General features: G+C 70.0%; 21 protein-coding genes and 1 pseudogene. 10 read left to right on the top strand and 12 right to left on the bottom strand.

Features of this window, described 5'->3' with window-relative positions; translation table 11 throughout:
- Positions 1–698: 698 nt before the first annotated feature.
- From GV007_RS18015 to GV007_RS18005, 3 genes are read right to left on the bottom strand one after another with little or no spacing between them, the layout of a single operon-like run.
- Positions 699–2,162, bottom strand: a complete 1,464-nt coding sequence (locus GV007_RS18015) for an MFS transporter (RefSeq protein WP_160075073.1) — start codon at positions 2,160–2,162, stop codon at positions 699–701.
- A 39-nt stretch (positions 2,163–2,201) separates the two neighbouring features.
- Positions 2,202–3,647 carry a M20/M25/M40 family metallo-hydrolase gene (locus GV007_RS18010; RefSeq protein WP_160075071.1) on the bottom strand — a complete coding sequence of 482 codons (1,446 nt, stop codon included), beginning with the start codon at positions 3,645–3,647 and terminating at the stop codon, positions 2,202–2,204.
- Positions 3,648–3,701: 54 nt separating this feature from the next.
- A complete protein-coding gene (locus tag GV007_RS18005; RefSeq protein ID WP_160075069.1) occupies positions 3,702–4,232 on the bottom strand; it encodes a MarR family winged helix-turn-helix transcriptional regulator in 531 nt (176 codons plus the stop codon).
- Between the two features lie 39 nt (positions 4,233–4,271).
- On the opposite strand from GV007_RS18005, the pseudogene GV007_RS18000 reads away from it, so the two are divergent.
- A pseudogene (locus tag GV007_RS18000) lies at positions 4,272–5,087 on the top strand (DMT family transporter); the annotation flags it as partial.
- Positions 5,088–5,109: 22 nt separating this feature from the next.
- On the opposite strand, the gene GV007_RS17995 reads toward GV007_RS18000, so the two are convergent.
- A complete protein-coding gene (locus GV007_RS17995; RefSeq protein WP_160075067.1) occupies positions 5,110–6,186 on the bottom strand; it encodes a zinc-dependent alcohol dehydrogenase in 1,077 nt (358 codons plus the stop codon).
- Positions 6,187–6,347: 161 nt separating this feature from the next.
- Between GV007_RS17995 and GV007_RS17990 the strand changes: the two genes are divergently transcribed.
- The 7 genes from GV007_RS17990 (at position 6,348) to GV007_RS17960 (ending at position 13,719) form a co-directional block, all read left to right on the top strand.
- The gene (locus GV007_RS17990) at positions 6,348–7,712 is read left to right on the top strand and encodes an ABC transporter substrate-binding protein (RefSeq protein WP_160075065.1); all 1,365 of its coding nucleotides are present in this window, start codon (positions 6,348–6,350) and stop codon (positions 7,710–7,712) included.
- A complete protein-coding gene (locus GV007_RS17985) occupies positions 7,709–8,680 on the top strand; it encodes a carbohydrate ABC transporter permease (RefSeq protein WP_228502152.1) in 972 nt (323 codons plus the stop codon). Before GV007_RS17990 ends, GV007_RS17985 begins: the two co-directional genes overlap by 4 nt.
- Positions 8,673–9,620, top strand: coding sequence for a carbohydrate ABC transporter permease (locus GV007_RS17980; RefSeq protein WP_236558624.1), 948 nt, complete (start codon positions 8,673–8,675; stop codon positions 9,618–9,620). The genes GV007_RS17985 and GV007_RS17980 overlap by 8 nt, the downstream gene beginning before the upstream one ends.
- Positions 9,617–10,552, top strand: coding sequence for an amidohydrolase family protein (locus GV007_RS17975; RefSeq protein ID WP_236558623.1), 936 nt, complete (start codon positions 9,617–9,619; stop codon positions 10,550–10,552). The genes GV007_RS17980 and GV007_RS17975 overlap by 4 nt, the downstream gene beginning before the upstream one ends.
- Positions 10,549–11,640: an aldo/keto reductase gene (locus GV007_RS17970; RefSeq protein ID WP_236558622.1), complete on the top strand. Its 1,092-nt coding sequence runs from the start codon at positions 10,549–10,551 to the stop codon at positions 11,638–11,640. Before GV007_RS17975 ends, GV007_RS17970 begins: the two co-directional genes overlap by 4 nt.
- A complete protein-coding gene (locus tag GV007_RS17965; protein WP_160075063.1) occupies positions 11,637–12,485 on the top strand; it encodes a fumarylacetoacetate hydrolase family protein in 849 nt (282 codons plus the stop codon). Before GV007_RS17970 ends, GV007_RS17965 begins: the two co-directional genes overlap by 4 nt.
- 448 nt (positions 12,486–12,933) lie before the next feature.
- A complete protein-coding gene (locus tag GV007_RS17960; RefSeq protein ID WP_160075061.1) occupies positions 12,934–13,719 on the top strand; it encodes an SDR family NAD(P)-dependent oxidoreductase in 786 nt (261 codons plus the stop codon).
- A 61-nt stretch (positions 13,720–13,780) separates the two neighbouring features.
- On the opposite strand, the gene GV007_RS17955 is transcribed toward GV007_RS17960, so the two are convergent.
- The 5 genes from GV007_RS17955 to GV007_RS17935 are packed head-to-tail and all read right to left on the bottom strand — an operon-like array spanning position 13,781 to position 19,177.
- Positions 13,781–14,554, bottom strand: coding sequence for a hypothetical protein (locus tag GV007_RS17955; protein WP_160075059.1), 774 nt, complete (start codon positions 14,552–14,554; stop codon positions 13,781–13,783).
- Positions 14,551–15,984, bottom strand: a complete 1,434-nt coding sequence (locus tag GV007_RS17950) for a polysaccharide deacetylase family protein (protein ID WP_160075057.1) — start codon at positions 15,982–15,984, stop codon at positions 14,551–14,553. The genes GV007_RS17955 and GV007_RS17950 overlap by 4 nt, the downstream gene beginning before the upstream one ends.
- Positions 15,956–16,771, bottom strand: a complete 816-nt coding sequence (locus GV007_RS17945; protein WP_160075055.1) for a hypothetical protein — start codon at positions 16,769–16,771, stop codon at positions 15,956–15,958. The genes GV007_RS17950 and GV007_RS17945 overlap by 29 nt, the downstream gene beginning before the upstream one ends.
- Positions 16,768–17,796 carry an NAD-dependent epimerase/dehydratase family protein gene (locus tag GV007_RS17940; RefSeq protein WP_104307751.1) on the bottom strand — a complete coding sequence of 343 codons (1,029 nt, stop codon included), beginning with the start codon at positions 17,794–17,796 and terminating at the stop codon, positions 16,768–16,770. The genes GV007_RS17945 and GV007_RS17940 overlap by 4 nt, the downstream gene beginning before the upstream one ends.
- Before the next feature lie 31 nt (positions 17,797–17,827).
- Positions 17,828–19,177, bottom strand: a complete 1,350-nt coding sequence (locus GV007_RS17935; protein ID WP_160075053.1) for a nucleotide sugar dehydrogenase — start codon at positions 19,175–19,177, stop codon at positions 17,828–17,830.
- A gap of 308 nt (positions 19,178–19,485) precedes the next feature.
- Between GV007_RS17935 and GV007_RS17930 the strand changes: the two genes are divergently transcribed.
- The gene (locus GV007_RS17930) at positions 19,486–20,895 is read left to right on the top strand and encodes a glycosyltransferase family 2 protein (RefSeq protein ID WP_160075051.1); all 1,410 of its coding nucleotides are present in this window, start codon (positions 19,486–19,488) and stop codon (positions 20,893–20,895) included.
- On the opposite strand, the gene GV007_RS17925 is transcribed toward GV007_RS17930, so the two are convergent.
- The 3 genes from GV007_RS17925 to GV007_RS17915 form a co-directional block, all read right to left on the bottom strand.
- The gene (locus tag GV007_RS17925; protein ID WP_160075049.1) at positions 20,876–23,458 is read right to left on the bottom strand and encodes a helix-turn-helix domain-containing protein; all 2,583 of its coding nucleotides are present in this window, start codon (positions 23,456–23,458) and stop codon (positions 20,876–20,878) included. The two genes, GV007_RS17930 and GV007_RS17925, sit on opposite strands and share 20 nt — an antisense overlap.
- Positions 23,459–23,616: 158 nt before the next feature.
- Positions 23,617–24,153, bottom strand: coding sequence for a dihydrofolate reductase (locus tag GV007_RS17920; protein ID WP_160075047.1), 537 nt, complete (start codon positions 24,151–24,153; stop codon positions 23,617–23,619).
- Complete coding sequence (locus GV007_RS17915; RefSeq protein ID WP_104298174.1) at positions 24,150–24,959, bottom strand: thymidylate synthase; 810 nt, start codon at positions 24,957–24,959, stop codon at positions 24,150–24,152. Before GV007_RS17915 ends, GV007_RS17920 begins: the two co-directional genes overlap by 4 nt.
- A gap of 65 nt (positions 24,960–25,024) precedes the next feature.
- Here GV007_RS17915 and GV007_RS17910 point away from each other — a divergent pair, with 65 nt between their 5' ends.
- A complete protein-coding gene (locus tag GV007_RS17910) occupies positions 25,025–25,876 on the top strand; it encodes a sugar nucleotide-binding protein (protein WP_160075045.1) in 852 nt (283 codons plus the stop codon).
- The last annotated feature ends 41 nt before the right edge of the window (positions 25,877–25,917 follow it).

Genomic DNA, 25,917 nt, shown 5'->3' with positions numbered 1-25,917 from the left:
CCATCGGGGCGCATGACACGCGGCGAAAGTGACCTTTTCGAGTGCAGCTCCGCGCCTTGGGTGGGGCTGAGGCGCACCGGGATGGGGGCGCGAGGCTGGAGCATGGCGGATGAGCGCCGCCCGCCGTCGCCGTCAGATGGGGCAGTTTCACCCCGTGGGGGCGCGCAACACGCGGTGAAAGTGCCCTTTTTGCGGGCGGGTCCGCGCTGGAGGTGGGGCACGGAGGGCGCGAGGTGCACGGGGCGGATGCCCGCGGATGCGGGTCGGGCGCGCTCAGGGGACGTGTGCGCGGCGATGGGATGGAGGCCAGCGCTCGTCGCTCGTCGCCCGCCGTCCGCCCGTGCGCCCTCCGCTTGCCCTCCACCATCCGCCGCCAAATGGGGCAGTTTCACCCCGTGTGGGCGCGCAACACGCGGCGAAAGTGGCCTTTTTGCGGGCGGGTCCGCGCTGGGGTGGGACGCGGAGGGCGCGGGGCGGATGCGCGGATGCGGGGCGGATGGCCGCCCGTCGTCGCCCGCCGTCGCCGCCAGATGGGGCAGTTTCACCCCGTGTGGGCGCGCAACACGCGGTGAAAGTGGCCTTTTTGAGGGTGCGGAGGCGGGTCCGCGCCAGGCGGGTGGGTTCGCGGCGCGTCGTGCTGCGAACGGGCTCCGCGGGCGCGGGACGCGAGCCGGGTCCGCGCCGCGAGACGCGCCGTACTACACGATGACGGGAGGCCGGTCGGCGCGCTCCGGCGCATCCTGGAACGCGGCCTTCGGCACGAAGCAGAGGGCGATCGCGGCGGCGACGGCCGTGAGCCCGCACACCGTCCACACCGTGAAGTACCCGGCAAGCGACCCGGCTGTTCCCTCGGCGGAGGGCGCATCCGCCAGCGTGCCGAGCAGGGCGATGCCGAACACGCACGACGCCATCGCACCGCCCAGCGTCTTCACCGAGTTGGTGAGGCCCGTCGCAACTCCCGTCTGCGTCGCGGGTGCGGCAGCCGCGGCGGCCGAGGGCAGCGCGGCGACAAGCGCCCCCGAGCCGATGCCGGCGATGACCATGTTGGTGACCGCCTGCAGGAAGCCGTCGTGGAACGGCAGGAACAGGAGGTAGCCCGTCGCGACGAGCCCGCTCGCCCCGATGAGCGTGACGCGGGGTGCCAGCAGCTTCGTGACCTGCGAGTAGAGCAGCGCCCCTACGACCATGGACAGCACGTAGGAGCCGATGAGGATCGACGTCTGGCCGGCGGATGCGCCGAGCCCGTAGCCGTACACGCTCGGGTCGGTGCGCGCGAACGTCGACAGGGGTGCCTGCGCGCCGAGCACGCTCACGCCGAAGAGCCCCGCCGTGAGGAACACGGGCCAGAGGGTCGACGACTGGAATAGGCGCACGTCGATGAGGGGGTCGGGTCGTCCGAGTTCGACGCGCGCGAAGAGCGCGAGCCCGGCGAGGCCGAGCAGGACGACGAGCCACGAGGAGAGGTCGCCGGGGCCGGTGACGCGGAGCAGGCTGAGGCCGCCCGTGAACGAGATGAGGGCGAAGCTGAGGAGCAGCAGGCCCGGGTAGTCGAGCTTGCCGCCGACCGGGTTGGGCGATTCCTTGACGCCGAAGAGGATCACGAAGAAGCAGAGGGCGACGGCGATAGCCGGGATCAGCAGGAGCACCTGCACCGGCAGCGACTCGGCGAGCGCCCCTGCGCTGAGCGCGCCCGCGATGGCACCGAGCTGCAGGGCGGCGACGAGCACGCCGGCGGAGGTTCGGGTGAGTCTGGCGGAGTTGGCGCGCTCGCGAGTCCGAGACCAGATGAGCGCGATCTCGATGGGCAGCCAGATGACGTAGAAGCCCTGCAGCGCCCAGGCGACGAGGAACATCCAGAACTCCTGCGCGAAGACCAGGCCGAACGAGGCGAGTGCCGTCACCGCGGTCGAGACGAGCAGCACCTTGCGCTGGCCGATCATGTCGCCGAGCTTCGCGAGCACCGGCACGACGAGCGCCGACAGCATGAGCTGCGCGCCCTCGAGCCAGTTGACGTCAGCGTCGTGGATGCCGAGGTGGCGCGCGATGTCGGTGAGCAGCGGGGTGTAGTAGCCCTGCAGGATCCCGCTCGTGAACTCCACGAAGGCCAGGAACCCGACGATGCCGGCGATGGAGGCGAAGCCGGTGGAGCGGAGACGGTGCACGGTGGTGCCTTTCCTCGAGGGGCTCTCAGTGTCGGGATGTCAGAGGGAACGCAGCAGCGTCGTGTGGAACCTCACGCCGGCGTGGAGGCTCGCGATCGAGACGCGCTCGTCGACTCCGTGGATGGCGGCCCGCTGCGCCGCGTCCATGGCGAGCGGCGCGAAACGGTAGGTGGCGGGGGCGAAGCGCTGGAAGAGCTTCGCGTCGGTGGCGGCGAGCGTGATGTACGGGGCCGCGATGGCGTCCGGGTAGGCGGCTCGCGCGGCGCGCTGCAGGAGGCCGAACTGCGGGTTGTCCGTCGGTGCGATCGTGGTGGGCTCGTTCGGGTCGGTGATGCGGATGCGCACCTCCCGGTCTCGGATGGCGCGTCGCACGTGCCGCACGGTGCTGGCGACGCTCTCGCCTGGCGCGATGCGGCAGTTGAGGGTGGCGCTGGCGCTCGCGGGCAGGACGTTGTCGGCGGTTCCGCCGCTGAGGCGCGTCGTCGCGAGGGTCGTCCGGACGAGCGCGGCGGCGTCTCCGCCGAGGCGGGCGAGTGCGTGCGCTGCGAGCTGGGGTGCCCTGGTGAGCGTCTGGAGGATGACCCTGCCGGAGTCGTGCGCGTGTGGTGTGAACGTCGCGAACATCTCACGGGCCACCGGGTTCAGGCGGGCGGGGAACGAGCGTCGCTCGACGCGCGACACCGCCCTCGCGATGCGCGCCGTCGGCGTCAGCCCGGAGGGTGCTGAGGCGTGCCCCGCATCGCCGCTCGCCTCGAGGATGACATTGACCGAGCCCTTCTCGCCGACCCCGATCATGGCGGCGGGCACGTCGATGAATGGCAGGGGAGCATCCACCACGGCGCCGCCCTCGTCGAGCACGAGCCACGGTGTCAGGCGGCGCTCGCGGAAGAGTGCGGCGGCCGCGCTGGCGGCGCCGGAGTGCGTCTCCTCGTCGCCGCCGAACCACAGGTACACGTCGCGCGGCGGCGTGTGGCCTTCCGCGAGCAGTGCCTCGACGGCCTCCAGGATGACGCAGAGCGGTCCTTTGTCGTCGAGCGTGCCGCGGCCCCAGACGGAGCCGTCGGCGATTGCGCCGGCGAACGGCGGATGTGTCCATCCCTCGGCTTCGAAGGCGGGGACGACGTCGAAGTGGGCCATGAGGACAAGGGGGCCCGGTGCGGTCGCGTCGTCGCCGAAGTTGCTCTCGTCGTCGCCGTCCCTGCCGCCAGCCCTGCCGCCACCCCTCCCGCTTGGGCTCGGGCTGCCCGGCCAGCGGTAGAGCACGCCACGCTCCGTCACGAGCTCGCGCTCGAGGTGGGCGGTCACGAGCGGGTAGAGCTCCTGCAGGAGCGCGAGGAACTCCGCGAACGGGGCGAGGGGGGCGGCTGCGTCGGCGTCGGCGTCTTCGACGGTTCGCACGCGGATCATCCGGGAGAGGCGGGCGGCGATGCCGTCGACGCCCTCGTCGTCGAGGGGGTGGCGGCCCGGGCGGTGCGGATCGAGCATGTCGTCAGTGTAGGTCGCGCCCCGGCCGTCGCTGCGTGGCGGCGGCGAGGGGCGTCAGCCGACGGGGTGGCGCGCTCCCGCTGCGTCGCGGTTCTCGACCTCGGCGAGCCAGTTGCCGAGGATGCGGGCGAGGGCCGCCCGGTCGTCGGCGCTCACGTCGCCGAGGAGCCGCTCCTCGTTCTCGAGGTGTCGTGTGTAGGCCTCGTCGATGAGCTCGAGTCCGCGCTCGGTGAGCTGCACGACTCGGCCTCGGCCATCCGCATCGCTCACCCTTCTCGTGACGAGGCCCGCGCCTTCGAGCCGGTCGACACGCTTTGTCATGGCGCCCGTCGTGACCATGGTCGACGCGGCGAGCTCGCTCGGGGTGCGCTCGAAGGGGGTGCCGGCTCGTCGCAGGGTCGCGAGCACGTCGAAGTCGCCTTCGCCGAGTCCGTACTCGCGGTAGACGCGCGTGAGCTCTTCAGTCAGGTGGATGCCGATGCGGTGGATGCGGCCGATGACGCCCATGGGGGAGGCGTCGAGGTCGGGGCGCTCGCGTTCCCACTCGGCCAGGATCTGGGTGACGCGGTCGTCGGATGCTCGCATGTTGACAGCATACCTTCCGTGGAAGCTAGAGTGTCTTCCATGGAAGCTAAGTGGCGCTGGATGCTCATCACCGCGATCGCACCGATCGCCTGGGGGAGCAACTACGCCGTGATCGGAACGTTTCTGCCCGCCGACTCGCCGCTCTGGGGCGCCGTGCTCCGTGCGCTCCCAGCAGGGCTGGTGCTCCTGCTCATCGCCAGGAAGCTGCCGGAGGGGGCGTGGTGGTGGCGCGCGCTGGTGCTCGGCACCATCAATATGAGTGCGTTCTTCGCGCTCGTGTACGTGGCCTCCCAGCTGCTGCCGTCGAGCATCGCCTCGATGATCATGGCGGTCTCGCCCATCGTGATGATGCTGTTCGCCGCGTCCATGCTCGGTGAACGGCTGCGAGCGCTCCCCGTCGCCGGCGCTGCGGTCGGGCTCCTCGGGGTGGTGCTCATGCTGGCGGCCGGGTCGACCGCCATCGACTGGCGCGGGGTGCTCGCATCCGTCGCGGCCATGGTCCTCGCATCATTCGGCTTCGTTCTCGTCAAGCGGTGGGGGAGCGACGTCAGCCTCCTGCCCCTGACTGCCTGGCAGCTGGTGGGTGGCGGCCTCGTGCTGCTGCCTGTCGCGCTCCTTGTCGAAGGGCCCATGCCGAGCTATGACGGACCCGCGATCGCCGCGCTCGCATACGTCGGACTCTTCTCGACGGCACTCGCCTACCTCGCCTGGTTCGGCGGGCTCAAGAACCTGCCGGCGGGCACGACGGGGCTCATCGGCCTCCTCAACCCCGTGACGGGGGTCGTGCTCGGCGCGCTCCTGGCGGGCGAGGTGCTCGAGGGGCAGCAGGCCCTCGGGATGGGGCTCGTGCTCCTCGGGATCCTGCTCGGCCAGCCGATCATCCTGCCGCTGGTCCGGGGCGTCCGGCGCAGGTGGGGCCGCCGGAGCGCTCGCGCGAAGGGGCGCGAACGTCGACGAGCACCTTCATGGCGCGGCCGCTCTCGAGCGTCGCGAAGGCGTTCGCCGTCTCGCCCAGGGGCACCGTCTCGGTGATGAGCGCGTCGGCGGGCACGACGCCGCGCGCGAGCAGCGACGCGGCCCGCTCGAAGTCCTCGCGCTCGTAGACTCGCGCCCCGACGATGGTGAGCTCGCGCCAGAACACGCGGTGCAGGTCGATGGGGCGCGGCTGCGGGTGGATGGCGACGATCACGAGCGTGCCCCGCACCTTGACGAAGCTCGTCGCGGTCAGCACTGCCGCTGCGGATCCGGAGACCTCGAAGACCACATCGGCGCCCGCCCCACCGGTCCAGGTCTCGATGGCGTCGGCGGCGTCGGGGGAGGTTGGGTCCGCGACCTCGATGCCGAGCGCCTCGGCGGCGGCCCGACGTTGGGCGTCGAGTTCGAAGAGTCGGACCTCTGCTCCCGTCTCGCGCGCGACGGTGGCGATGAGCACCCCGATGGGGCCTCCGCCGATGATGAGGGCCTTGTCGCCCGCCGTGAGGCCAGAGCGGCGGACGTCGTGGGCGGCGACGGCGACGGGCTCGACAAGCGCAGCGTGCGCAAGTGGCATGCCGTCGGGGAGCCTGACGAGGGTGGATGCCGGCACGTTCCAGTACTCCTGCAGCGCGCCCGTCGAGTCGATGCCGATGAAGTCGAGGTTCTGGCAGATGTGGCGGTGGCCTGCGAGGCAGGCGGGGCACGTGCCGTCCCAGGCGAGCGGCATGACGGTCACGGCGTCCCCGTCGGCCCAGCTGTCGACGCCGGGGCCGACGGCGGCGATCGTGCCGCTCATCTCGTGGCCGATGATGCCGCTGTGGGTGATGCGCTGGTCCATCGCGCCGTGCAGAATGTGGAGGTCTGTACCGCAGATCCCGACGTAGGCCACGGCGATCTGCACTTCTCCTTCGCCGGGTGGAATGGGCGTGCTCGTGCGGATCTCGATGGTCTTCTGGCCGACGTAATGTGCTGACAGCATCGTTGCTCTCCCGGTCGAATCTTCAATAGGTGATACATAGTACCAATTGTTGGCAGCGCTACCAGGATCCCTTGCTCTAACGTCAGACGTATGATGTAATCGCATCAGCCCCGACCTGCGGGCAGCAGTCGTCAACGACGTCGACCAGAAAAGGACGCACAATGTTGCAAGATTCGTCCCAGAAGCGCCGCAGCAGGCGCATCGCCACCATCGCGGCAGCTGCTGCCTCAGCTCTCCTGCTCGCCGGATGCTCCGGAGGGGCCAGCGGCGAAGTCAACAGCGAGTACGGCTTCGCGACTGCAGAGCAGCTCGCCGACAGCCCCATCATGGTCTGGGTCGACGCAGCCCGCGAGCCAGCCATCGCCGCCTTCAAGGAAGCCAACCCCGACGTCCCGATCGAGTACGAGGTCTACGACGGCAACGCGGGCGGCAGCGGCACCTTCCAGACCCGCATCGCCCTCATGGACCAGGCCGGCGAGGGCTGGCCCGACGTGGTGTTCTCCACCCAGCAGAACGACGCCTCGTGGGCCTCGCAGCCCGCGCCTGGCGGCGGGCAGGGCTTCGCGGCTCCCCTCAACCAGGGCTTCTTCGACCAGGAGTTCCTCGACGGCTTCTCTGCAGGCGCCCTCGACCCCTCGACGATCGATGACACCGTCTACGGGCTCCGCAACGATCTCGCGCAGGTCGTCACCTACTACAACCAGCCGCTCCTCGACCAGTTCGGGTACGAGGTGCCCACCACGTGGGAGGAGTACGGGGAGCTCGGTGACAAGCTCGCGGCAGAGCACCCCGGCTACATCCTCGGCAGCGTCGGCGATGCCTTCATGCCCTACGTCTACTACCAGGGCACGCAGTCACCCGTCTTCCAGACCGAAGGCGACACCTTCGTCGCCGACATGGAGGCCTCGAACTCCGTCGAGATCACCAAGATCCTCGACAAGATGATCGCCAACGGCACGATCGTGCAGGACAGCGTCTTCAGCGCCGAGTTCACGTCCAAGTACGCCGACAAGGTCGTCGTCATGCCCGGGCCGGTCTGGTACACGGGCGCCGTCTTCCAGAGCACCCTCCAGGTCCCGGAAGGTCAGCTCGGCGTCGCCGCGCCCCTCGCCTGGGAGGGTGAGGAGATCGCCACCGGCAACGTCGGCGGCGGCATCTGGTATGCCTCGAGCCACACGCAGAACCTCGAATCGGTCAAGACGTTCCTCGAGTTCGCGGTGAGCGCCCCCGAGTTCCAGGTCGAGCTCTCGAGCGGCTACCCCGCCTACTCCTCCGCCGCCGAAGGATGGCTCGGCAAGCTCGCCGAGACCAACTACTTCATCGACGGCTTCGAGCAGCAGATGATCGACGCCGGCGGCAGCATCTGGAGCGGCTGGGCCTCCGCGCGCTTCAGTCCGGAGACCGCCTGGGCGACCACCGTCATGCCGGCGATCGCAGACGGCAAGACCATCGAGTCGGTCCTCCCGAACTGGCAGACCGAAGTGCTCAACGAAGCACAGGTGAACGGGTACACGGCCGCCGAATGACCTCCACCCAGGCTGCACCCGCGGTCGGCGCCGCTCTCCTGAGCGACGCCGACCCGGCGGGGCCGAAGAAACCACGCACGGCGAAGCGCAAGCGCGCCGCCAATCCGCTCGCGAATGAGACCCGCTTCGGGTACGTCTTCATCAGCGGCTACGTCCTGCTCCTGCTCGCCTTCGGGATCATCCCGACCCTCTACGCGGTCTTCCTGTCCATCACGAGGGACGGCGTCTTCGTCGGAATCGACAACTTCGTGCGGGTCTTCGGCGACTACCGATTCCTGCCAGCCGTCGGCCACGTCACGCTCTACATCGTGTTCTGGCTGATCAGCCTCATCGTCCTCGTGACGTTCCTGGCGATCATCGTGCACTCGATTCGCGCCAAGTGGCTGAGCGTGAGCATCCGCTTCCTCTACTACATCCCGGGAGCCATCGCAGGGGCGTCGAGCGTCATGCTCTGGCTGTTCCTGCTCGACCCGACCGTCAGCCCCGTCGCCGGACTGCTACGCGCGATGGGCTACGACTCGCTCATCCGCACCGTCTCCATCGACAACCTGCCCATCGTCTTCACGGTCATCGCGTTCTGGACCGGCGCGGGCAGCTGGATCGTCATCATGTACGGCGCCCTCAACAACATCAGCAACGAGGTCATCGAGGCCGCCAGGGTCGACGGAGCCAACCCGCTGCAGGTCGCCCTCTACATCCAGCTGCCCATGATGACCAAGTGGATCTCCTACATGGGCATCATGTCGCTCGCCGCGGGAACGCAGCTCTTCGTCGAGCCGCGAGTGCTCTCGCAAGCCAGCCGCGGCGTCGTGCCAGAGGACTACTCGCTCAACCAGCTCGCGTACCTCTACGCGTTCAAGCAGGGCGACTTCTCCGGCTCGGCCGCCATCTCCATCACGCTGCTCGTCGTCGCCCTCGCGCTCTCGACGGTCTTCATCCTCAAGGGAAAGCTGTTCGAACGTGACTGACACCGTGCACTCCAGGAACGTCGAGCACCAGGACACGGCGCATCCCGTCACCAAGGCGCTCGCCCGCAAGCTGACGCCGGGCGAGTGGATCATGCGCATCGTGCTCGGAGCCGTCATCGCCTCGTTCGTCGTGTTCTTCCTGCTGCCCATCGTGTGGCTGCTGCTCGCCGGCACCAAGGATGCGCGTTCGCTGCTACTCGAGAATCCCATGTCGTTCGGCTCGTTCGAGCAGCTTGCCGCGAACTGGGAGCAGCTGTTCAGCTTCCAGAACGGCATCTTCCTCACGTGGATCGGCAACTCGGCTCTGTACTCGTTCGGCGCGCTCGTGATCACGCTCATCGTGAGCGTGCCCGCCGGCTACGCGCTCGCGCTCGGCAACTTCCCTGGCCGCAAGGCGCTGCTGCTCGTGACGCTCATCGTCATGCTCATCCCCAACACGGCCCTGGTGCTGCCGATCTTCCTCGAGCTGAGCGCGGTGAAGCTCATCGGGTCGCCGCTCGCCGTGATCCTGCCCTTCTCGTTCTTCCCCTTCGGCGTGTACCTGACCTACATCTACTTCTCGACGGCCGTCTCGCGCGACCTTCTGGATGCGGCGCGCATCGACGGCGCGAGCGAGCTGCGGGTCTTCGCGCAGGTCGCGATGCCCCTCGCGGCGCCCGTCATCGCCCTGGTCGGGTTCTTCAGCTTCACGGGCAACTGGAACAATTACTTCCTGCCGTTCCTCATGGTCGGCGGCAAGAACGTGCCAGTGCAGGTCGGCCTCGCCAACCTGCTCTCGAACGTGCCCCAGTTCAACCCCACGACGGCCACGAGCATCGTCATCGAGCTGCCGACGCTGGCCCTTGCGACGCTGCTCTCGGTTGCGCCGATCGTCATCATCTTCCTGTTCTCGCAGCGCTTCCTCGTGTCCGGGATGACCGCGGGCGGCACGAAGGGATGAGCGGCGAGACGCTCTCCGCAGTGGATGCGGGTCCCAGCGGCACCATCGGCCGCGAGCTCGCGGCGCGCATCCCCGTCGACACGCACGTGCACCTCTGGGACCGCTCGCTCGTGCCGCAGACCTGGATCGACCCTCGCTCGATGTCGGCCATCGATCGGGACTTCTCGGGCGAGCATCTGTCTGAGCAGCTGCGCGAGGCGGGCATCTCGCGCGCCGTGGTCGTGCAGTCCGACCGAACCCTCATCGAGAACGACTACCTCTTCGACGAGGCTCAGCGCACCTCGGAGCTCGCCGGAGTCGTGGGCTGGGTCGATCTTCGGGGCGGAGCGGCGGGCGTGCGCACGCAACTGGATGCGCTCAGCTGGCACGCAGGCTCGTCGAAGCTGGTCGGCATCCGGCATCCGGTGCACATCGACGAGGATGAGCGCTGGCTGTCGCGCGACGACGTCGCCGACGGCCTCGCCGAGTTGGGTGCGCGGTCGCTCGCCTTCGACCTCGTGATCCGGCCATGGCAGCTCGAGCAGGCGGCGCAGCTGGCCGCCCGAGTGCCTGGCACGAGCTTCGTGCTCGACCACCTCGGCAAGCCGCCCCTGTCGACGGGGGAGCTCGACGCCTGGAACGCAGGCCTGCGGCAGCTCGCCGCGCTGCCGAACGTTGCCGCCAAGGTGTCCGGCCTCACGATCGAGGACGACTGGGGCGACTGGTCGCAGGAGGCGATCGAGCGCGCGATCGACCCCGCGCTCGAGCTGTTCGGCCCGTCCCGGCTCATGTTCGGCTCCGACTGGCCGCTCGTGCGGCTCACGCGTGGCGGCTACCGAGCCTGGATCGACGCGTATCGATCCGCCACGGCCGCCCTCAGCGCCGACGAGCAGCGGCAGATCGACGCCGGCACCGCCGAGCGTGTCTACGGGATGAGCGGGGTGGAGTCGTGAGCGCGGCCGACGGCCCTGCTGGGACCGGGGCCGGGCCTCTGGAATCAGCAACCGCCCCCACCGACGCGCGAGCACACAGCGGAGTCATCGAACGGCGACGCCTCGGCCAGACGGACGTGCGAGTGAGCCGCATCGGCTTCGGCGCCGCCTCCCTCGGCAACCTCTACCGCGAGACGGGAGACGAGGAAGCGGCAGGAGCAGTCGCCGCGGCATGGGAGGAGGGCATCCGCTTCTTCGACACGGCGCCGCACTACGGGCTCGGGCTCTCAGAGCGGCGGCTCGGCGCGGCCCTCGCGGCCTACCCGCGCGACGAGCTCGTCATCTCGACGAAGGTCGGCCGCCTGCTGGTGCCCAACCCGAACCCGACGGGCGTCGACGACGGATTCGTCGTGCCCGACGACCTCACACGGGCCTGGGACTTCAGCCGAGACGGCGTGCTCCAGAGCCTCGAGGGCAGCCTCGAACGGCTCGGCACCGACCGCGTCGACATCCTGTTCGTACACGATCCCGACGCGTTCAGCGAGGGCGCCGCCCGCGAAGCCCTCGTGACGCTCCGCGAGCTGCGCGACGAAGGTGTCGTCGGCGCCATCGGCGTCGGCACCAACGAGACCCACCAGCTCGGCGAGCTCTTCGACGAGCGCCTCATCGACGTCGCCATGCTCGCCGGTCGCTACACGCTCCTCGAGCAGCCGGGCCTCGACGCTGTCCTCGAACCCGCCAGGCGCTCCGGCGCCTCCGTCATCGCGGTCGGCGTCTACAACTCGGGACTCCTCTCGACCCCACGCCCGGGGACCGACGCGGTCTACAACTACCTGCCAGCCCCGCCGGAGGTGCTCGAGCGGGTGCACCGCATCGCCGAGCTCTGCGAGCGGCACGGCGTCACGCTCCCGGATGCGGCACTCGCGTTCCCCCTGCAGCACCCCGCCGTCGCCGGCATCGCCCTCGGCATGCGGAACGCGGCCCAGGTGCACGACAACCTCAGGCGCGCATCCGTCGCCGTGCCCGACGAACTCTGGCGAGACCTCGCCGAGCACAGACTCATCGACCCGAGAAGCTTCACCACCGACCACCAGGAGGACCCCAAGTGAGATTCGTTCAGCGCCGTGACGGCAACCGAGTCGTGCCAGGCATCGTCGACGGCGACCACGTCTACGACCTCGACGGCATCGACCGGGTCGACGGCGCGCTCCTCGCCCGCTCCGACGACGAGCTCGGCGAACTCGAAGCAGCCGCCCTCGGCACCGTCGGCCGCGAGCTCGAGGGCCTCGACCTCGCGGCCCCCATCGCGCGCCCCGGGAAGATCGTCTGCATCGGCCTCAACTACCGCGACCACGCGGCAGAGACCGGCGCCGCCATCCCAGAGGAACCCGTCATCTTCATGAAGGATCCTTCGACGATCGTCGGCCCCTTCGACATCGTGCGCATCCCCCGCACCTCCGTCAAGACCGACTGGGAAGTGGAGCTCGGCATCGTCATCGCCCGCGAGGCCCGCTATCTCGCCTCGCCGGAAGAGGCCGCCGCCGTCATCGGCGGCTACGTGCTCTCCCACGACGTCAGCGAGCGCGAATTCCAGCTCGAGCGCGGCGGCCAGTGGGACAAGGGCAAGAGCTGCGAGACCTTCAACCCCCTCGGCCCGTGGGTCGCGACGCCGGACGAGATCGCCGACGTGCAGGCCCTCGGCCTCCGCCTCAGCGTCAACGGCGTCCTGCGGCAGAACGGCACGACCGCCGACCAGGTCTTCGACGTCAACCACGTCGTCTGGTACCTCAGCCAGTTCATGGTGCTGCAGCCAGGCGACCTCATCAACACGGGCACGCCCGCCGGCGTCGCCCTCGGCATCGACGGCAACCCCTACCTGCGCGACGGCGACGTCGTCGAGCTGTCCATCGATGGCCTCGGCACCGCCCGCCAGCGCTTCGAGGACGCCTCGTGACCGGCCCTGTCGTCGCCGTCCCGACCCCCGCCTCCGCTGGTTTCGGGATGGCAAACTCACTTCGTTCGGGGAAGGTTCCCGCAACAGAGGGACTTTTCCAGCCCGAGTCTGGTGGGGTGGGCGCGATCGTCGGGGGTGAGTCGGTTACCGGGGGCGCTTTCGTGTCGGTCCCCGACTTGTCCTTCTCGGTCCCCGACTTGTCCTTCTCGGTCCCTGGCGCATCCGCTGCACCTTGCGCCTCCGCCCCGGCCTCCGTCCCGACCCCCGCCTCCGCTGGTTTCGGGATGGCGAACTCACTTCGTTCGGGGAAAGTTCCCGCAACAGAGGGACTTTTCCAGCCCGAGTCTCGGGACCGTCAGGGCACCTGGGCACCTCAGGGGGTGGCGGCGTGAGTGGTGGTGGCGGCAGCGGCTCGGGCTTGGGCTCGGGCTCCGGCTCGGGCAGCGGCGTGAGCAGCGGCGACGACAGTGCGGAACGGGCCGGGGAGTTCGGCGGGAGGGTCGCGATCGTCACGGGCGGCGCGTCCGGAATCGGTGCCGCCGTCGCGGAGGAGCTGCTGGCTCGCGGCGCGCAGCTCGCCGTGTTCGACCTCGACGGGGCCTCGGTCGCGGGGCCGGCACTCGGCGTGAGCGTCGACGTGTCCGACCGGGCCTCGGTGGATGCCGGGGTCGCGGCCGTGCTCGACCGCTTCGGGCGACTCGATGTCGTCGTGAACTGCGCGGGCATCGGCGCCTTCGGCACGGTGGAGGACTCGAGCGACGACGACTGGGCGCGGGTGCTCGACGTCAACGTTCGCGGCGTCGCCCGCGTGTGCGCGGCAGCGATGCCGGCGCTGCGCGAGTCGGACGCGGCAGCCGTCGTGAACCTCACCTCCATCGCCGCGACGACGGGAATCCAGCAGCGCGCGCTGTACTCGGCGACGAAGGGCGCCGTCCACGCGCTGACGCTCGCGATGGCAGCCGACCACGTGCACGACGGCATCCGCGTCAACGCCGTCTCCCCGGGCACGACCGACACGCCCTGGGTGCAGCGGATGGTTGCGAACGTCGCCGATCCGGAAGCGGAACGTGCCGCCATGAACGCCCGCCAGCCGACGGGCAGACTCGTCACGCCGGCCGAGGTGGCCGGAGCGGTCGCGTACCTCGCGTCTCCGCTCTCCGCGTCGACGACAGGCAGCGTCCTGTCGGTCGACGGGGGCTTCGGCGGGCTCCGAGTGAGGCCCGTGCAGGCGTAGCTGGGGCGGCGCATCCGGTGAGGCGCGTGCGGCGGACGCCGCTCACCTCACCGGATGCCCTTCATTGCACGCCGCTCGTGGTGACCGTGACGGTCCACGGCCCGTCCGGCACCTCTTCGGCGTCGACGAAAGCCCAGTCGACGCGGTCGTTCGTGCCGTTCAGAGAGTCGAATGCGAGGCACCCGTTGACGGCGGGGGAGACGTCGAGGCCCGCCCCGTTGAAGCGGGTGTTCGCGGGGCGCTCGTCGGCGTCGCCGAACACGTAGCCGGCGTCGTCGTAGAGGGCGGGGCCCGCGTCCTGGATCTGGGCGTAGCAGTACCTGCCGTCGCGGTGGAGCACCACCCAGCGGTTCTTCATGAGGCTCTCCGTGCGGTCGTCGACGATGCCCGCGTACTCGGGGTCGGACGCCCAGGGGACGACGTCGCCGCGCATCGCGAAGGCGGCGTCGTTGTGCACGTCGTCGAAGGGCAGGTCGAGGTAGAACGGATTCTGCAGGGGCGTGATTTGCGTTGGGAAGTAGTCGTCGTCGGCGCTGCGTCGCTCGGTCTGGCAGGTGCTCGTCTCGTTCGGCCCGTTGATGAGGAGGCCATCGCAGCCGCCATACGACTCGTACCACCGGGAGTCGTAGGTGGAGATCATCTGGCTCCCGTCGGACGCGTTCGGGTCGAAGAGCTCGCCAACCCAGAAGGTCGTCGCGATGATGTCCGTGTGCCACGGGTACTGGCCGCTCGGGAGCTCCCGCGAGGCGGGCACGGGGGCGGGGGCGGCCGCGCAGCCGACGAGCGAGAGCAGGAGCATGGTGGTCGTGATGGCGCTTCTGCGGGCGCGCTTCATACGGCGACCGCTGCGCCGGTCCGGATACCGCCAGGCGCGGCGCCCGGCGGCATCCGCTGCGACCCCGGGGTGCCTCCGGCGGCGTACATCCCCACGTCGTCGACGCGCAGCACGCCGTCTTCGAAGAGGCTCAGGCCGAAGCTCATGCCCGTGTAGCCGGGCGGGATGGGCGGCGTCATCCAGATGGCGCGCTCGAAACCGGATGCGGCGTGCAGGTAGGGGCTCGCGGTCCAGTACTCCCAGCTGCCCTCTGCAGTGCGCAGGTAGGTGACGAACTGGGTCTTGGCGGTCGAGGAGTACCAGGCGCGGAGCGAGTAGGAGGTGCCAGGCAGGACGGTGGGCGCACAGGTCCCGAGGTCGAGTTGGGGGAGCAGCTTCGCGTCGCCCGAGGCGTGTCTCACGGTGGCGACGATACCGGCGTACTCGCCGGAGTTGGCGGCGCGGCTGGTGCCGAAGTCGGTTGCGTTCTCTCCCCAGTTGCCCTCCATCCAACAGGCAGGCACCCCGTCGGCGTCGACGCCTTCGAAGCCCGCGTTCTTGATGGCGTTGACGCCGGGCGGTGCTGGGGCTGCTTTCGGGGCGTCGCCCCGTGGTCGGACGTCGCCGCCGATGGTGTCGCCGACGGTCTGCACGACCGTGCCGTTCGTCTCGGCGCGGGGCGTCAGCCATCTGAGGAAGTCGTCGAGGAGCTTCGGGGTGACGTTGAGCTCGCTGCAGCCGGTCTCGCAGAGATCGTGGAAGGTGAGCTGCACCCATCCGCCGCCGGATTCTGCACTCGTGACGCTGTCCTGCAGGTCTTCGAGGGTCCAGTTGCTGTCGACCTGCGCGGGCGCCTCGGTGTAGAAGGCGTTCTTGGGCGGAATGCTCTCGGCCTCGGCGCACTGCTCGCACCCGAATCTGGTGCGGAGCTCTCCGAGCGAACGGGCGCTGGAGTAGCCGCATTCCTCGGCGGCCGCTTCGACCTCTGGGGTGGTGGAGGCGAACGGATACGCGAGGCTGCGCACGTCATACCCCCAGGTGAGGAGTGTGTTCCTGTCCCAGCACAGCTGGCGTTTCGCCTCGTCGAGGGGGAGGGAGGCGAGGTTGGGATGGTTGACGGTGTGCCCGCCGATCTCGTGGCCGGCACGGGCCAGCTCGTCGAGCTCGGCGCGCGTGAAGTAGCCGGGCGCGTCGATGAGTCCGGATGAGACGAAGAACGTCGCGGGCACGCCGTTCGCGGCGAGCACGGGGGCGGCGTTCATCTGGTTGTCGCGACCGTCGTCGAAGGTGAGGCTGACGACGGTCCACGGAACGGGCGCGGCTGCGGCCGGCGGCGGTCCAGCCCAGCTCAGGAGGAGTGCTGCGCACATCGCCGCCGCGGCCGACATCGCAGCCCCGAGCTTGGCCCGTCTGCTGCCCGCCTCACGCGGCGGGAGTAGGGACGCGCGCACTGCTCCGGGATCCTCTCAGGGGCATCGGGGGAGACGGCATCTCCGAGATCCTGCTGTGCAGCTGGGGTGAGGAGAGCTCGCGGCCGCGGCGCCGCCACCGGTCCGCGAGATGTCGGGCCTCGATGCTGTAGCCGTCGCCGAGGATGCGGAACTCGTGGATGTGCGCGGGGAGCGCGTCAACGTCGCTCGCGATGAACGCCTCGTTGGCTGTCCTGGCGTGGACGAGCGGGGAGCCGTGGGCGGCAGCGGCAAGGTGCCCGCGGCCGGCTTCGAGGACGATGATGCCGCAGTTCCCGTCGAGGCGGGCCACGGCGAGGTCGAGTGCTGAGTGCGCGGAGAGCCGACGTCGAATGCCCTCCTCGACGAGATGCGCGATGATCTCGGCGCACGACCAGGAGTCGTGGCCCGAGCGTGGGTGGTGTCCGGCGGCGAGCAGCTCCTCGCTGAGGGCTTTCGCGTTGCGGATGCCGCCCGTGTGCACGACCGTGATGCCGCCCGTGCAGTCCGTGGCGGGCTGGCGGGAGTCGGTCGCGGCCTCTGACGCGTCGGTGACGATGACGCCGATGCCGGACCCGCACTCCTGGAGTGCGGGGGGCACGTCGATTCGCTCGAGCGGGCGGTTGGTGTGGGCGCCGATCGCCGTCCTGACGAGCGTCGTGCTCGCCCCGCGGTAGTCGCTGAGCGTCAACCCGGCGAGGGAGTGCCCTGGCCCCGACTGCCGGCGCAGGGCGCTGATGAGGCGCGATGCTGCCTGGCCCGCCCCGATGCGGGCGACGATGGCGCTCACGATCGACCGACGGGGGTCGCCGGTTCCCGGTTCGCGAGACGCATGACGTCGGCGGAGCGAGCTCCCTGGGAGCGGACGTAGCCGGCGACGCGGTCGACGATCTCGGCGAGCGTCGTGCTCGGCACGTAGCCGACCCGGTTCGTGGCCTTGGTGTTGTTCGGGACGCGCCTGCGCATGTCCTCGAAGCCGGTCGCGTATGCCAGGTCGTATGGCACGAACTCGATGGTGCTGTCGCTGCCGAGCTGCGTGATGATCTGCCGCGCGAGCCCGAGCACGGAAACCTCCTGCGCCCCGCCGAGGTTGTACGCCTCGCATCCGGGTTCCGCGAGTTCCGCGATCCGCACCATAGCTGGCACGATGTCCCCGACGTAGCTGAAGCAGCGGGTCTGCGCGCCGTCGCCGAAGACGGTGACGGGCTCTCCTCGAAGCGCCTGCGTGATGAGGTTGGGGACGACCATGCCGTATCTGCCGGTCTGCCGCTCGCCGACGGTGTTGAACAGGCGGACGATGGACACGTCGAGGTTGTACTCGTCGGAGTAGGCCTTCGCGAAGGACTCGTCGAGTCCCTTCGCGGCCGCGTAGTTCCAGCGGCTGGCGAGCGGGGAGCCGAGGATCCGGTCGCTGTTCTCGTCGAGGCTGTCTGCCGTGTTCTTGCCGTAGATCTCGCTCGTGGACACGAGGAGCACTGAGGCGCCGCTTCCCACGGCCGCGTTGAGCACGTTCTCGGTGCCGTGGAGGTTGACACGCAGCCCTCGAAGGGGGTTCTCGACGATGAGCTTCACCCCGACGAGGGCTGCGAGATGGAAGACCCGGTCGCAGCCGTCGATCGCCTCGCGCACGCTCCTCGAGTCGAGGATCGAGCCGTAGGTGATGGTGAGCCGCGGGTTGGAGCGCGCTTCGATGAGGTTGCCGACGGACCCCGTCGACATGTCGTCGAGGATGACGACGTCGTCGCCCTGCGCGAGCAGATGTTCCACGAGGTGGCTGCCGACGAAGCCGGCGCCTCCCGTCACGAGTGTTCTCATGGTCGTTGCCTTTCGCTGTTCTCGTCGCGGGTCAGAGGAGGTGGCGGCCGGGCAGGTCGGTGCCCCGGTAGGTGCTGTCGAGGATGACCTGGTCTGCGCGTATCCAGGACAGGTCCTCTCCCGTGTGCCTCGTGTGGATGAGGATGAGGTCGGCGTCGAACGAGCTGGGGTCGTCGATCGACTCGAGGAGCCTCCCCGAGTGGAGGAGGGCGCTCGGGATGTGCGAGTCGGTGTAGGCGAGGTCGACGCCGAGCGCGTCCAGGTGCGAGAGGATCTCGAGTGCCGGCGACTCGCGCAGGTCGGCGACGTCGGGCTTGTAGGCGATCCCGATGACGTGCACTCTGGTGCCCTCCAGGCCGAGGCCCAGCTGCAGGAGCAGGTCTCGGATGCGGTCGACGACCTGCCTCGGTCGTGCCGCGATCCGCGTCATCGCCTGGGCGATCATGGGTGCGTCGACGCGTTCCTCCTTGAGCTGCCAGAGCAGGTAGTGGGGGTCGCAGGGGATGCAGTGGCCGCCGACGCCGGGGCCCGGGTAGAAGGGCATGAAGCCGTACGGCTTCGTGGCAGCCGCGTCGATGACCTCGGTGACGGGCACTCCGAGGCTGGAGCAGATGTCGGCGAACTCGTTGGCGAGGGCGATGTTGACGGCCCTGAAGGTGTTCTCCAGGATCTTCGTCATCTCGGCGACCTCGAGGCTCGAGACGCGGTGCACGGCGTCGGCGTAGCGGCCCAGGAGGGTGGCGCCCGCTTCTTCGCAGGCGGGGGTGGCGCCGCCGACGACGCGGGGCACGACCTCCTGGGAGAACTGGTCGACGCCCGGGTTGATGCGCTCGGCGCTGAACACGACGTGGACGTCGCTGCCGACTGCCAGGCCGCGCTTGCGGAGCGGCGTGACGAGGAAGTCCTCGGTGCAGCCGATGTAGGTGGTCGAGGTGAGCATGAGCAGCTGCCCCACGACGGCTGCGGCAACGGCGGTCGCGGCTGCGGCGGCGAGGAGGCTCAGGTCGGGGACGAGGTGCACATCGACTGGGGTGGGCACGCACACCACGATGGCGGCGGCCCTGCTCAGCAGCTCCTGGTCGTCGGTGAGCGCGAAGCCCTCGTCCTGGAGTGCGGTGGCGAGTCGCCGGCGATCGCCGTCGAGGAGATCGGCGTCCTGCGCCCGGATCGTGGAGAGCCTGCGCTGCGAGAGGTCGAGCGCCAGCACTCGGCTGCCGGCTGCGTGGTAGGCGAGAGCGGTGGGGAGGCCGACGTAGCCGAGGCCAACGATGGCCACGTCGTAGTCGAAGCTCGTCTGCGTGGCCGGAGGCCGCACATCCTGAGTGAGGGGCACCGGGCTGAGTGAGATCGCGACCGCGGGGCCGCTCTCGAAGGTGGTCATGGGGAGTCTCCAGAATCGACAGAGCACCGCCCCCTGGGGAAAGGGCGCTGCAGATGGGTGCGGCGGTCGGCGTTGACTCGCTCCGCGTCAACAGCATGGCCCCGCCCGCACCGGCGATCAACAGCCGACCGAGAGGTTGGCGGCTTTCCGAGAGGGCCCTCGATTTCTTGCGGGAAGCCGAAGTGGCATTGCGGTCTCGCGAAGGCGATGAGCATCTACGGTCGGGAGGGCGACGAAGCGATTCGGACGCGGGGAGCAGCGGAACAGCCGCCTGCCCCGAGGCCGATCACAGCGAGGTGATGACGCGGATGCTCGACGAACTCCCGAAGCTGGTGGTGCTCGTGGCCCTGATCGCCGCCAGCTTCAGCCTCTCCACAGTGCTGTGGTCGGGCGCTGGGCTGCTGCGGATCGTCGCGGCTCGAGTGTGGCAGCGCGACGGTGCGCACCACTCGAGCGTGGGGGGAGGCGCGGACGGCGGTGAGCGCCGCGCTCCCCGGCGGCTCGAGCCGAGCGACGTGGCCGTGCTGATCGCCGCCCACAACGAGGAGCAGGTCATCGGCGACACCATCCGTTCGGCCGCAGCGCAGGTCCCGGCCGCGAACATCTTCGTCGCCTCGGACGGCTCGACGGACGGCACGGTCGCGCTCGCGGAAGCCGCGGGGGTGCAGGTGATCGACATCTCCCCGAACCGGGGAAAGGCCGGGGCGCTGGTCGAGGGCATCTCGAGGTTCTCCCTCCGGGACCGGTTCCAGGTGGTGCTGCTCCTCGACGCCGACAGCAGGCTCAGACCCGACTACCTGCTGACGGGGCTGCCGCTCTTCGACGACGCCGGCACGGTCGCGGTGGCGGGGAGAGCGACGAGTGCACTGCATCCGCGCCCGGAGACCTGGCTGGGGCGCCTGCTCACCGCCTACCGGGAACGCACCTACGTGTTCGTGCAGTGCATGCAGAAGTTCGGCCAGGCGTCGAGGCGAGCGAATGCGGTTGCCATCGTTCCCGGGTTCGCGAGCATGTACCGCACGAGCATCCTCGACTCCGTCGACATCGATGCGGCGGGGCTGGCGATCGAGGACTACAACATGACCTTCGAGGTGCACGCGAAGCGGCTCGGGCGCATCGCGTTCCATCCGAGCTGTGCGGTCGCGGAGACGCAGGATCCGGACACGCTGCGGGACTACGTGCTGCAGATGCGTCGCTGGAGTCTCGGCTTCTGGCAGACGGTCCGCCGGCACGGCGCGCACGTCGGGGTGTTCTGGTTCTCCGTCGGGGTGAGCATCGTGGAAGTGCTCGTGACGAGCATCATCCTGGTGCTCGCGCTGCCGATGCTGCTGCTGTCGACCCTCGCCTGGCTGCTCGCCGACGTCGCGCGCCTCGGCGGTGCAGGGTTCGAGTGGGCTGTCGCCATCGCGGGGGCGGTCCCGCCGGGGATCGTGCTGCTCGGCCTCCTCATCCCCGACCTGTGTGTGACCCTCATCGCCGCGGTGCTGTCGCGGCGGCTCCCGAACGCGGCGGCGCTCTGTTTCCCGCTCCTGCGCATCGTGGATGCGGCGGTCTGCATGCTCACCTTCGTTCGAGCGTTCGGGGCGGCCGGCGACGGCCGCTGGATCAGCCCGACCAGGCGGAGCAGCCCGGCGATCGAGGCTCGCAGCGTGGACCCGACCCCGACCCCGGACCGGGACCAGGCAGTGGGTGAGGTCGTCAGACGAGCAGCGACATGAGCGCCACGAGACGCGCCCTGGAGTCGACGCCGAGCTTGCGGTAGATGCGGGTGAGGCGGAGCTCGACGGTGCGCTGCGACACGAACAGGATGCCGGCGATCTCACGGTTGCGGTGGCCGCTCCAGACGAGCTGAGCGAGTTCGAGTTCGCGGGTGTCCAGCTGTGAGATGAGCGCCGAGGCCCCCTTGCGCTGTGGCGCGGGCTGGGCGGCCCGTGCTGCGCCCGGCGGAGCGGCCGGCGGCGGTTCCTCTAATCGTCGGCGGCGCGCCGCGAGGATTCGCGCGTGCTCGTGTGTGTGCGTGATTCCATCCGGGACCAGGGCCCTGGCGGCATCGAAGGCGAGCGCTGCGAGTGCATCCGTTGGGGCGCAGACCGCGGCGGAGCGAGCTGCGGCGGCGGTCGCCCACTTGGAGGGATGCTGTCTGGAGGCTGCCTCCAGCCGGCGCAGCTCCTCGCCTGCCTCGTCGTGCCGCCCCGCGAGCCACAGGGCCTCGATGAGTTCCGCATCCGCTCGGAGGATCGACGGGTTCCGCCGGAACGATGCCTGCGAGCGCTTCGCGAGCCGCAGCTCCCCGATGGCATCGTCGTACCTGCCCTCGATGAGGGCCCGGCTGCCGGCGAGCACGGCGACGTGCGGGCGCAGCGTGCTGTTGTCGTCCTGATCGCACTGCAGGCGTGCGCGTTCGATGAGCTCGTTCACCCGCTCTGACGGGTTCTGGTCGAGCATCGCGGTGGCCGCCGCGATCAGGTACCTGCGTGGTGCGTCCGGGACCGGCTCCGGCAGCTCGAGTGTCGCCCACAGGGTGAGGGCCTGTCGCAGTCTGTCGAGGGTGCCGAGCCGCAGCTCCAGCATCGTGAGCAGCGCGACCGCGGATTCGCGGAGCAGGAGCGCCAGCGGCCCAGCCGCGGTGAGATCGTCGAGGACGCCCCGGGCCTCCACGTACCGCTCGTCGAGGATCAGGATGCGACACAGCAGGAAGGCATCCTCTGCGGGGAGGGGCGAGCGGGCGTGGATTGCGCCGGACAGTTGCTGCTCGGACTCGCCATCGGCGAGCACCGGAGCTTCGCCGTCGCTGGCCGCTGCGATCGTGGCGAGGAGCCGGTAAGCCAGGGAATCGACGAGCTGCAGCTCGACCGCGCGTCGGAGGGTGAGTTCCAGCGGTTGGACGTCCCACCGCTCCAGGTTCAGTCGGGCGAGGGTGATGAGGAGGATGGAGCACGCCTCGGGTGCGTTCGCTCGGTGGGTCTGCACCAGAGCGGCGCCGGCCGAGTCGGCGACGATGTGCTCGATCGCGAACGTGCAGAGCATGCTGACCCTCGCCGCGCGGAGCTCTCCCGCAGGCGAGTGCTGCAGGGAGCGCCCGAACCCCAGGTAGCGGCGGGCCAGGCTGAACTCGCCCTGGAAGAAGAGTGCCTCAGCGAGGAGGGAGAGCAGGTCGCCGCGACCGGGCAGCATGCTGCGAAGCGAGAGCGCCCGCTCCGCGAACTCCACCGCAGTGGCGACCTCTCCGTCCCTGGCCGATGCCTCGGCGAAGCCGAGCAGATCCACCTCGAGGTTCTCGCCGCCGTCGAGGAAGCTCCCGTGCCAGAGGGCGATGCCGGGCGATCGCTCGTTGTGAAGCTCCCTGCCGAGCGCGTGGAGCTCTCGCCGCTGGCGGGCATCCATGGCGGCGTGCAGGGCGGCGCGCTCCACCGGGTCGGCGATGTGCACGCGGTCGTCCGAGACGTCGACGATGCCGTGCTCGATGAGGTCCTCGAGCGCGTCCTGCTGCGCCCAGGAAGAGCTGCTGAGGGCGGTTCGAGAAGAGAACGGGGCCAGGGCGATGAGCCCGAGGAGGTCGCCGCAATCGTGGGAGGCAAGCGACGCGGCTTCCGGGACGACGGCGTTGGGCACCCGGAGCGGGATGCGGATCGGGTCGACGCCGTCGCGCTCACGCTGGTTGAGTCTGGCCGAGACGATCAGCCCCGGGCGGCCGACGGCGGCCACGGCGAGGAGCATGAGCGCCTCCCGGGTCGTGCCGTCGGGGGATGCGGTCGCGGCGACGTCCACGGACTCCGCCCGGGAGAGGGGGCGCAGCGGATGCTGGCGGAACCCGGCGAAGACCGAGCTGCGAGCGATGTGCGTCGCCGACGCGGCGATGCGCAATCCGGTGCCGGGGAGGCGCGGCACGAGGTGCTCGAGCACTGCCGCGCTGTCGGAGTCGAGCAGGTCGATGTCGTCGACGAAGAGGGTGAGGGGAGCCGCGTTCGCGCGGAGCTGTCTCGCGAACTCGTCAGCGAGGTGGAGCGGGTGAAGCCGCGCGGCCCTGACCAGCGCGAGCTGCTCCTCGATGCTCTCCTGGGCCGGCCCGCCGAGGCTAAGCGCGATGAGCGAGAGCCCCGAGTACGGCCATTGGCTCTCGCTCCGTCTGAGCCGGATGAGCTTCCCGCCGAGCTCTGCCGCGCCTGCCTCGAGCAGGCTCGTCTTGCCGATCTGTCGTGGGCCGGTGAAGAGAAGGAAGTCCTCCGCGCCCTCCGAGCGCACCGCCGAGAGAAGCGCCAGTTCGCGGTTTCGTCCCAGCATCGCTGCGTCTGCTCTCCCACCGGTGGCGCATCGATCAGGAGGGGGAGTGGCGGGGATCGTCGCTTCCGGTGTGGGGCGAGTTTAGATGGCGATTCGTGAAGAGTCATGTAGTCACCCCGGGTTTCACCCCGGAACCGGAACGGTCCAGCAGGCCGGGCTCAGCGGGACAAGCTGAGGAACCGATACCGGATGCCGGTGCGGGAGGTGAGCCAGCCCTCCGACGGCTCGCGGGCATCCACCGACCACTCCTCGCCCGACCAGTCAGGAGCGTGCGCGTCGCCAGCGACGTCGAGGTCGATCTCGGTCACCTCGAGTCGGTCGGCGAGCGCGATGGCCTCGAGGTAGAGCTCACCGCCGCCCATGACCCACGCGGCGCCGGCTTGGGCGCCCGAATTGGGAGTGGCGTCGGCGCTCGTGCCTGTGCCCGCGAGGGTCAGCGCCTCCTCGAGCGACCCGGCGCGCGCAGCACCCTCGGCGGCCCAGTCGGCCTGCCGCGTCACGACGATGTTCCGACGCCCCGGCAGGGGACGGAAACGCTCCGGGAGCGAGTCCCAGGTCTTGCGGCCCATGATCACGGGGTGCTTGAGCGTGACGGCCTTGAAGTGCGCCAGGTCCTCCGGCACGTGCCAGGGGATACCGCCCTCGGCGCCGATCACGCCGCCGCGCGCCTGCGCCCAGACGAGCCCGACGCTCATACCGCGATCGCCGCGCGGATCGTGGGGTGGTGCTCGTAGTTCGCGACCTCGAAGTCCTCGAACTCGTAGTCGAAGATCGTGTCGGGGGTGCGGTGGATGCGCAGCTGCGGGTACGGGTACGGGTCGCGCGTCAGCTGCTCCCGCACCTGCTCCTCGTGGTTGTCGTAGATGTGCACGTCGCCGCCCGTCCACACGAACTCACCGGGCTCGAGCCCCGTCTGCTGCGCCACCATGAGCGTGAGCATGGCGTAGGAGGCGATGTTGAACGGCACGCCGAGGAACAGGTCGGCGCTGCGCTGGTACAGCTGGCAGGAGAGCTTGCCGTCGGCGACGTAGAACTGGAACAGGGCGTGGCACGGGGGCAGCGCCATGGTGGAGATCTCGGCCGGGTTCCAGGCCGTGACGATGTGGCGGCGGGAGTCGGGGTTGTCGCGGATCTGCGCGACGACCTGCTCGATCTGGTCGATGTGGCCGCCCTCGGGGGTCGGCCAGGAGCGCCACTGCACGCCATAGACGGGGCCCAGGTCGCCGTTCTCGTCGGCCCACTCGTCCCAGATCTTCACGCCGCGCTCCTGCAGCCAGCGCACGTTCGAGTCTCCGCGGAGGAACCACAGCAGCTCGTACGCGATGGACTTGAAGTGCACGCGCTTCGTCGTGATGAGCGGGAAGCTCTCCGACAGGTCGAACCGCAGCTGGCGGCCGAACACGCTGCGCGTCCCCGTGCCGGTGCGGTCGGACTTGCGAGCGCCGGTCTCGAGCACGTCGCGCAGCAGGTCTTCGTACGGGGTCTTGATCTCCGAAGTCACGTCCCGAGGATACGCCTCGGTGCCCTCTGGGGCATCTCGCGGGAGACGCGACCTACGCTCGGGGCATGAGCACCCCCGCAGTCCCTCCGTCCGCGCCCGCACGTCTGCTGATCGCCGGCTTCGGCAAGCTCGGCGCGCGGCTGGGGGAGCGGTACGCGGCCCGCGGCACCGAGGTGTTCGGCGTGCGGCGCGGCGAGCGCACGGCAGGCGCGGGCGTCGAGCTCATCCGCGCCGACCTTGCCGACTCGGCCGCCGCGCCCGTCGGCCTGCCCGGTGTCGACGCGCTGGTCATCACGCTCCCGCCGCCCTCCGTGGACGGCGTCGTCGCGCCGGACGGCTACCGTCGCTCCCTCGAGACGCTCGCGGCGAGCCTGCCGAGCATCCCGGAGCGGGTCGTGTTCGTGTCGTCGACGCGCGTGTTCGAGGGCAGGGGCGACGGTTCCTCGATCAGCGAAGCGGACGCGCCGGCACCGACCTCGGACCGGGGCCGCGCGCTCGTCGACGGCGAACGCCGCGCGGTCGAGCTGTTCGGCGCCACCGTCGTGCGGCCATCGGGGATCTACGGCCCGGGGCGGGACAGCCTCATCCGGCGTGTGCTCGCTGGCGACCCCATCCAGTACTCCCGTCGGACGAATCGGGTGCACGAGACCGACCTCGTGCGCGTCATCGAGGCGCTGCTCGAGCGGGCAGACGCACCCCAGCTGCTGCACGCGACCGATGCCAGCCCGGCTTCCCTCGGCGAGGTCGCGTCCTTCGTGGCAGGCGAGCTGGGCGTGGATGCGCCCCCGCGCATCCACCCGGAAGAAGCCGGCGGCACCCTGCTGAGCGGCGAGCGGATGCGCGCGTTCCTCGGCGCTCTCGACTACCCCGGCTACCGTGACGGCTACGCCGAGATGGTGCGCCTGCGCGCGGCCTGACCCCATCCGCCGCGCGCAGGCGCACCATCTCGGCGTAGCCG

Origin of the sequence: Pseudoclavibacter sp. 8L, from assembly GCF_902506465.1 — a bacterium.
Taxonomy (GTDB): domain Bacteria; phylum Actinomycetota; class Actinomycetes; order Actinomycetales; family Microbacteriaceae; genus Pseudoclavibacter.
This window is presented reverse-complemented; position numbering and strand designations above follow the sequence as displayed.

What these genes read in the sequence shown, in the direction of transcription:
- GV007_RS18010 (WP_160075071.1), bottom strand. Translation starts at nt 3,647, where the DNA reads ATGCTCGATCCGCACCGCCCGGGCCGCCACCCCCTCGACGACGAGGGC.
- GV007_RS18005 (WP_160075069.1), bottom strand. Translation starts at nt 4,232, where the DNA reads ATGCGAGCATCCGACGACCGCGTCACCCAGATCCTGGCCGAGTGGGAA.
- GV007_RS17995 (WP_160075067.1), bottom strand. Translation starts at nt 6,186, where the DNA reads ATGCTGTCAGCACATTACGTCGGCCAGAAGACCATCGAGATCCGCACG.
- GV007_RS17990 (WP_160075065.1), top strand. Translation starts at nt 6,348, where the DNA reads ATGTTGCAAGATTCGTCCCAGAAGCGCCGCAGCAGGCGCATCGCCACC.
- GV007_RS17985 (WP_228502152.1), top strand. Translation starts at nt 7,709, where the DNA reads ATGACCTCCACCCAGGCTGCACCCGCGGTCGGCGCCGCTCTCCTGAGC.
- GV007_RS17975 (WP_236558623.1), top strand. Translation starts at nt 9,617, where the DNA reads ATGAGCGGCGAGACGCTCTCCGCAGTGGATGCGGGTCCCAGCGGCACC.
- GV007_RS17955 (WP_160075059.1), bottom strand. Translation starts at nt 14,554, where the DNA reads ATGAAGCGCGCCCGCAGAAGCGCCATCACGACCACCATGCTCCTGCTC.
- GV007_RS17940 (WP_104307751.1), bottom strand. Translation starts at nt 17,796, where the DNA reads ATGAGAACACTCGTGACGGGAGGCGCCGGCTTCGTCGGCAGCCACCTC.
- GV007_RS17935 (WP_160075053.1), bottom strand. Translation starts at nt 19,177, where the DNA reads ATGACCACCTTCGAGAGCGGCCCCGCGGTCGCGATCTCACTCAGCCCG.
- GV007_RS17930 (WP_160075051.1), top strand. Translation starts at nt 19,486, where the DNA reads ATGCTCGACGAACTCCCGAAGCTGGTGGTGCTCGTGGCCCTGATCGCC.
- GV007_RS17925 (WP_160075049.1), bottom strand. Translation starts at nt 23,458, where the DNA reads ATGCTGGGACGAAACCGCGAACTGGCGCTTCTCTCGGCGGTGCGCTCG.
- GV007_RS17920 (WP_160075047.1), bottom strand. Translation starts at nt 24,153, where the DNA reads ATGAGCGTCGGGCTCGTCTGGGCGCAGGCGCGCGGCGGCGTGATCGGC.
- GV007_RS17910 (WP_160075045.1), top strand. Translation starts at nt 25,025, where the DNA reads ATGAGCACCCCCGCAGTCCCTCCGTCCGCGCCCGCACGTCTGCTGATC.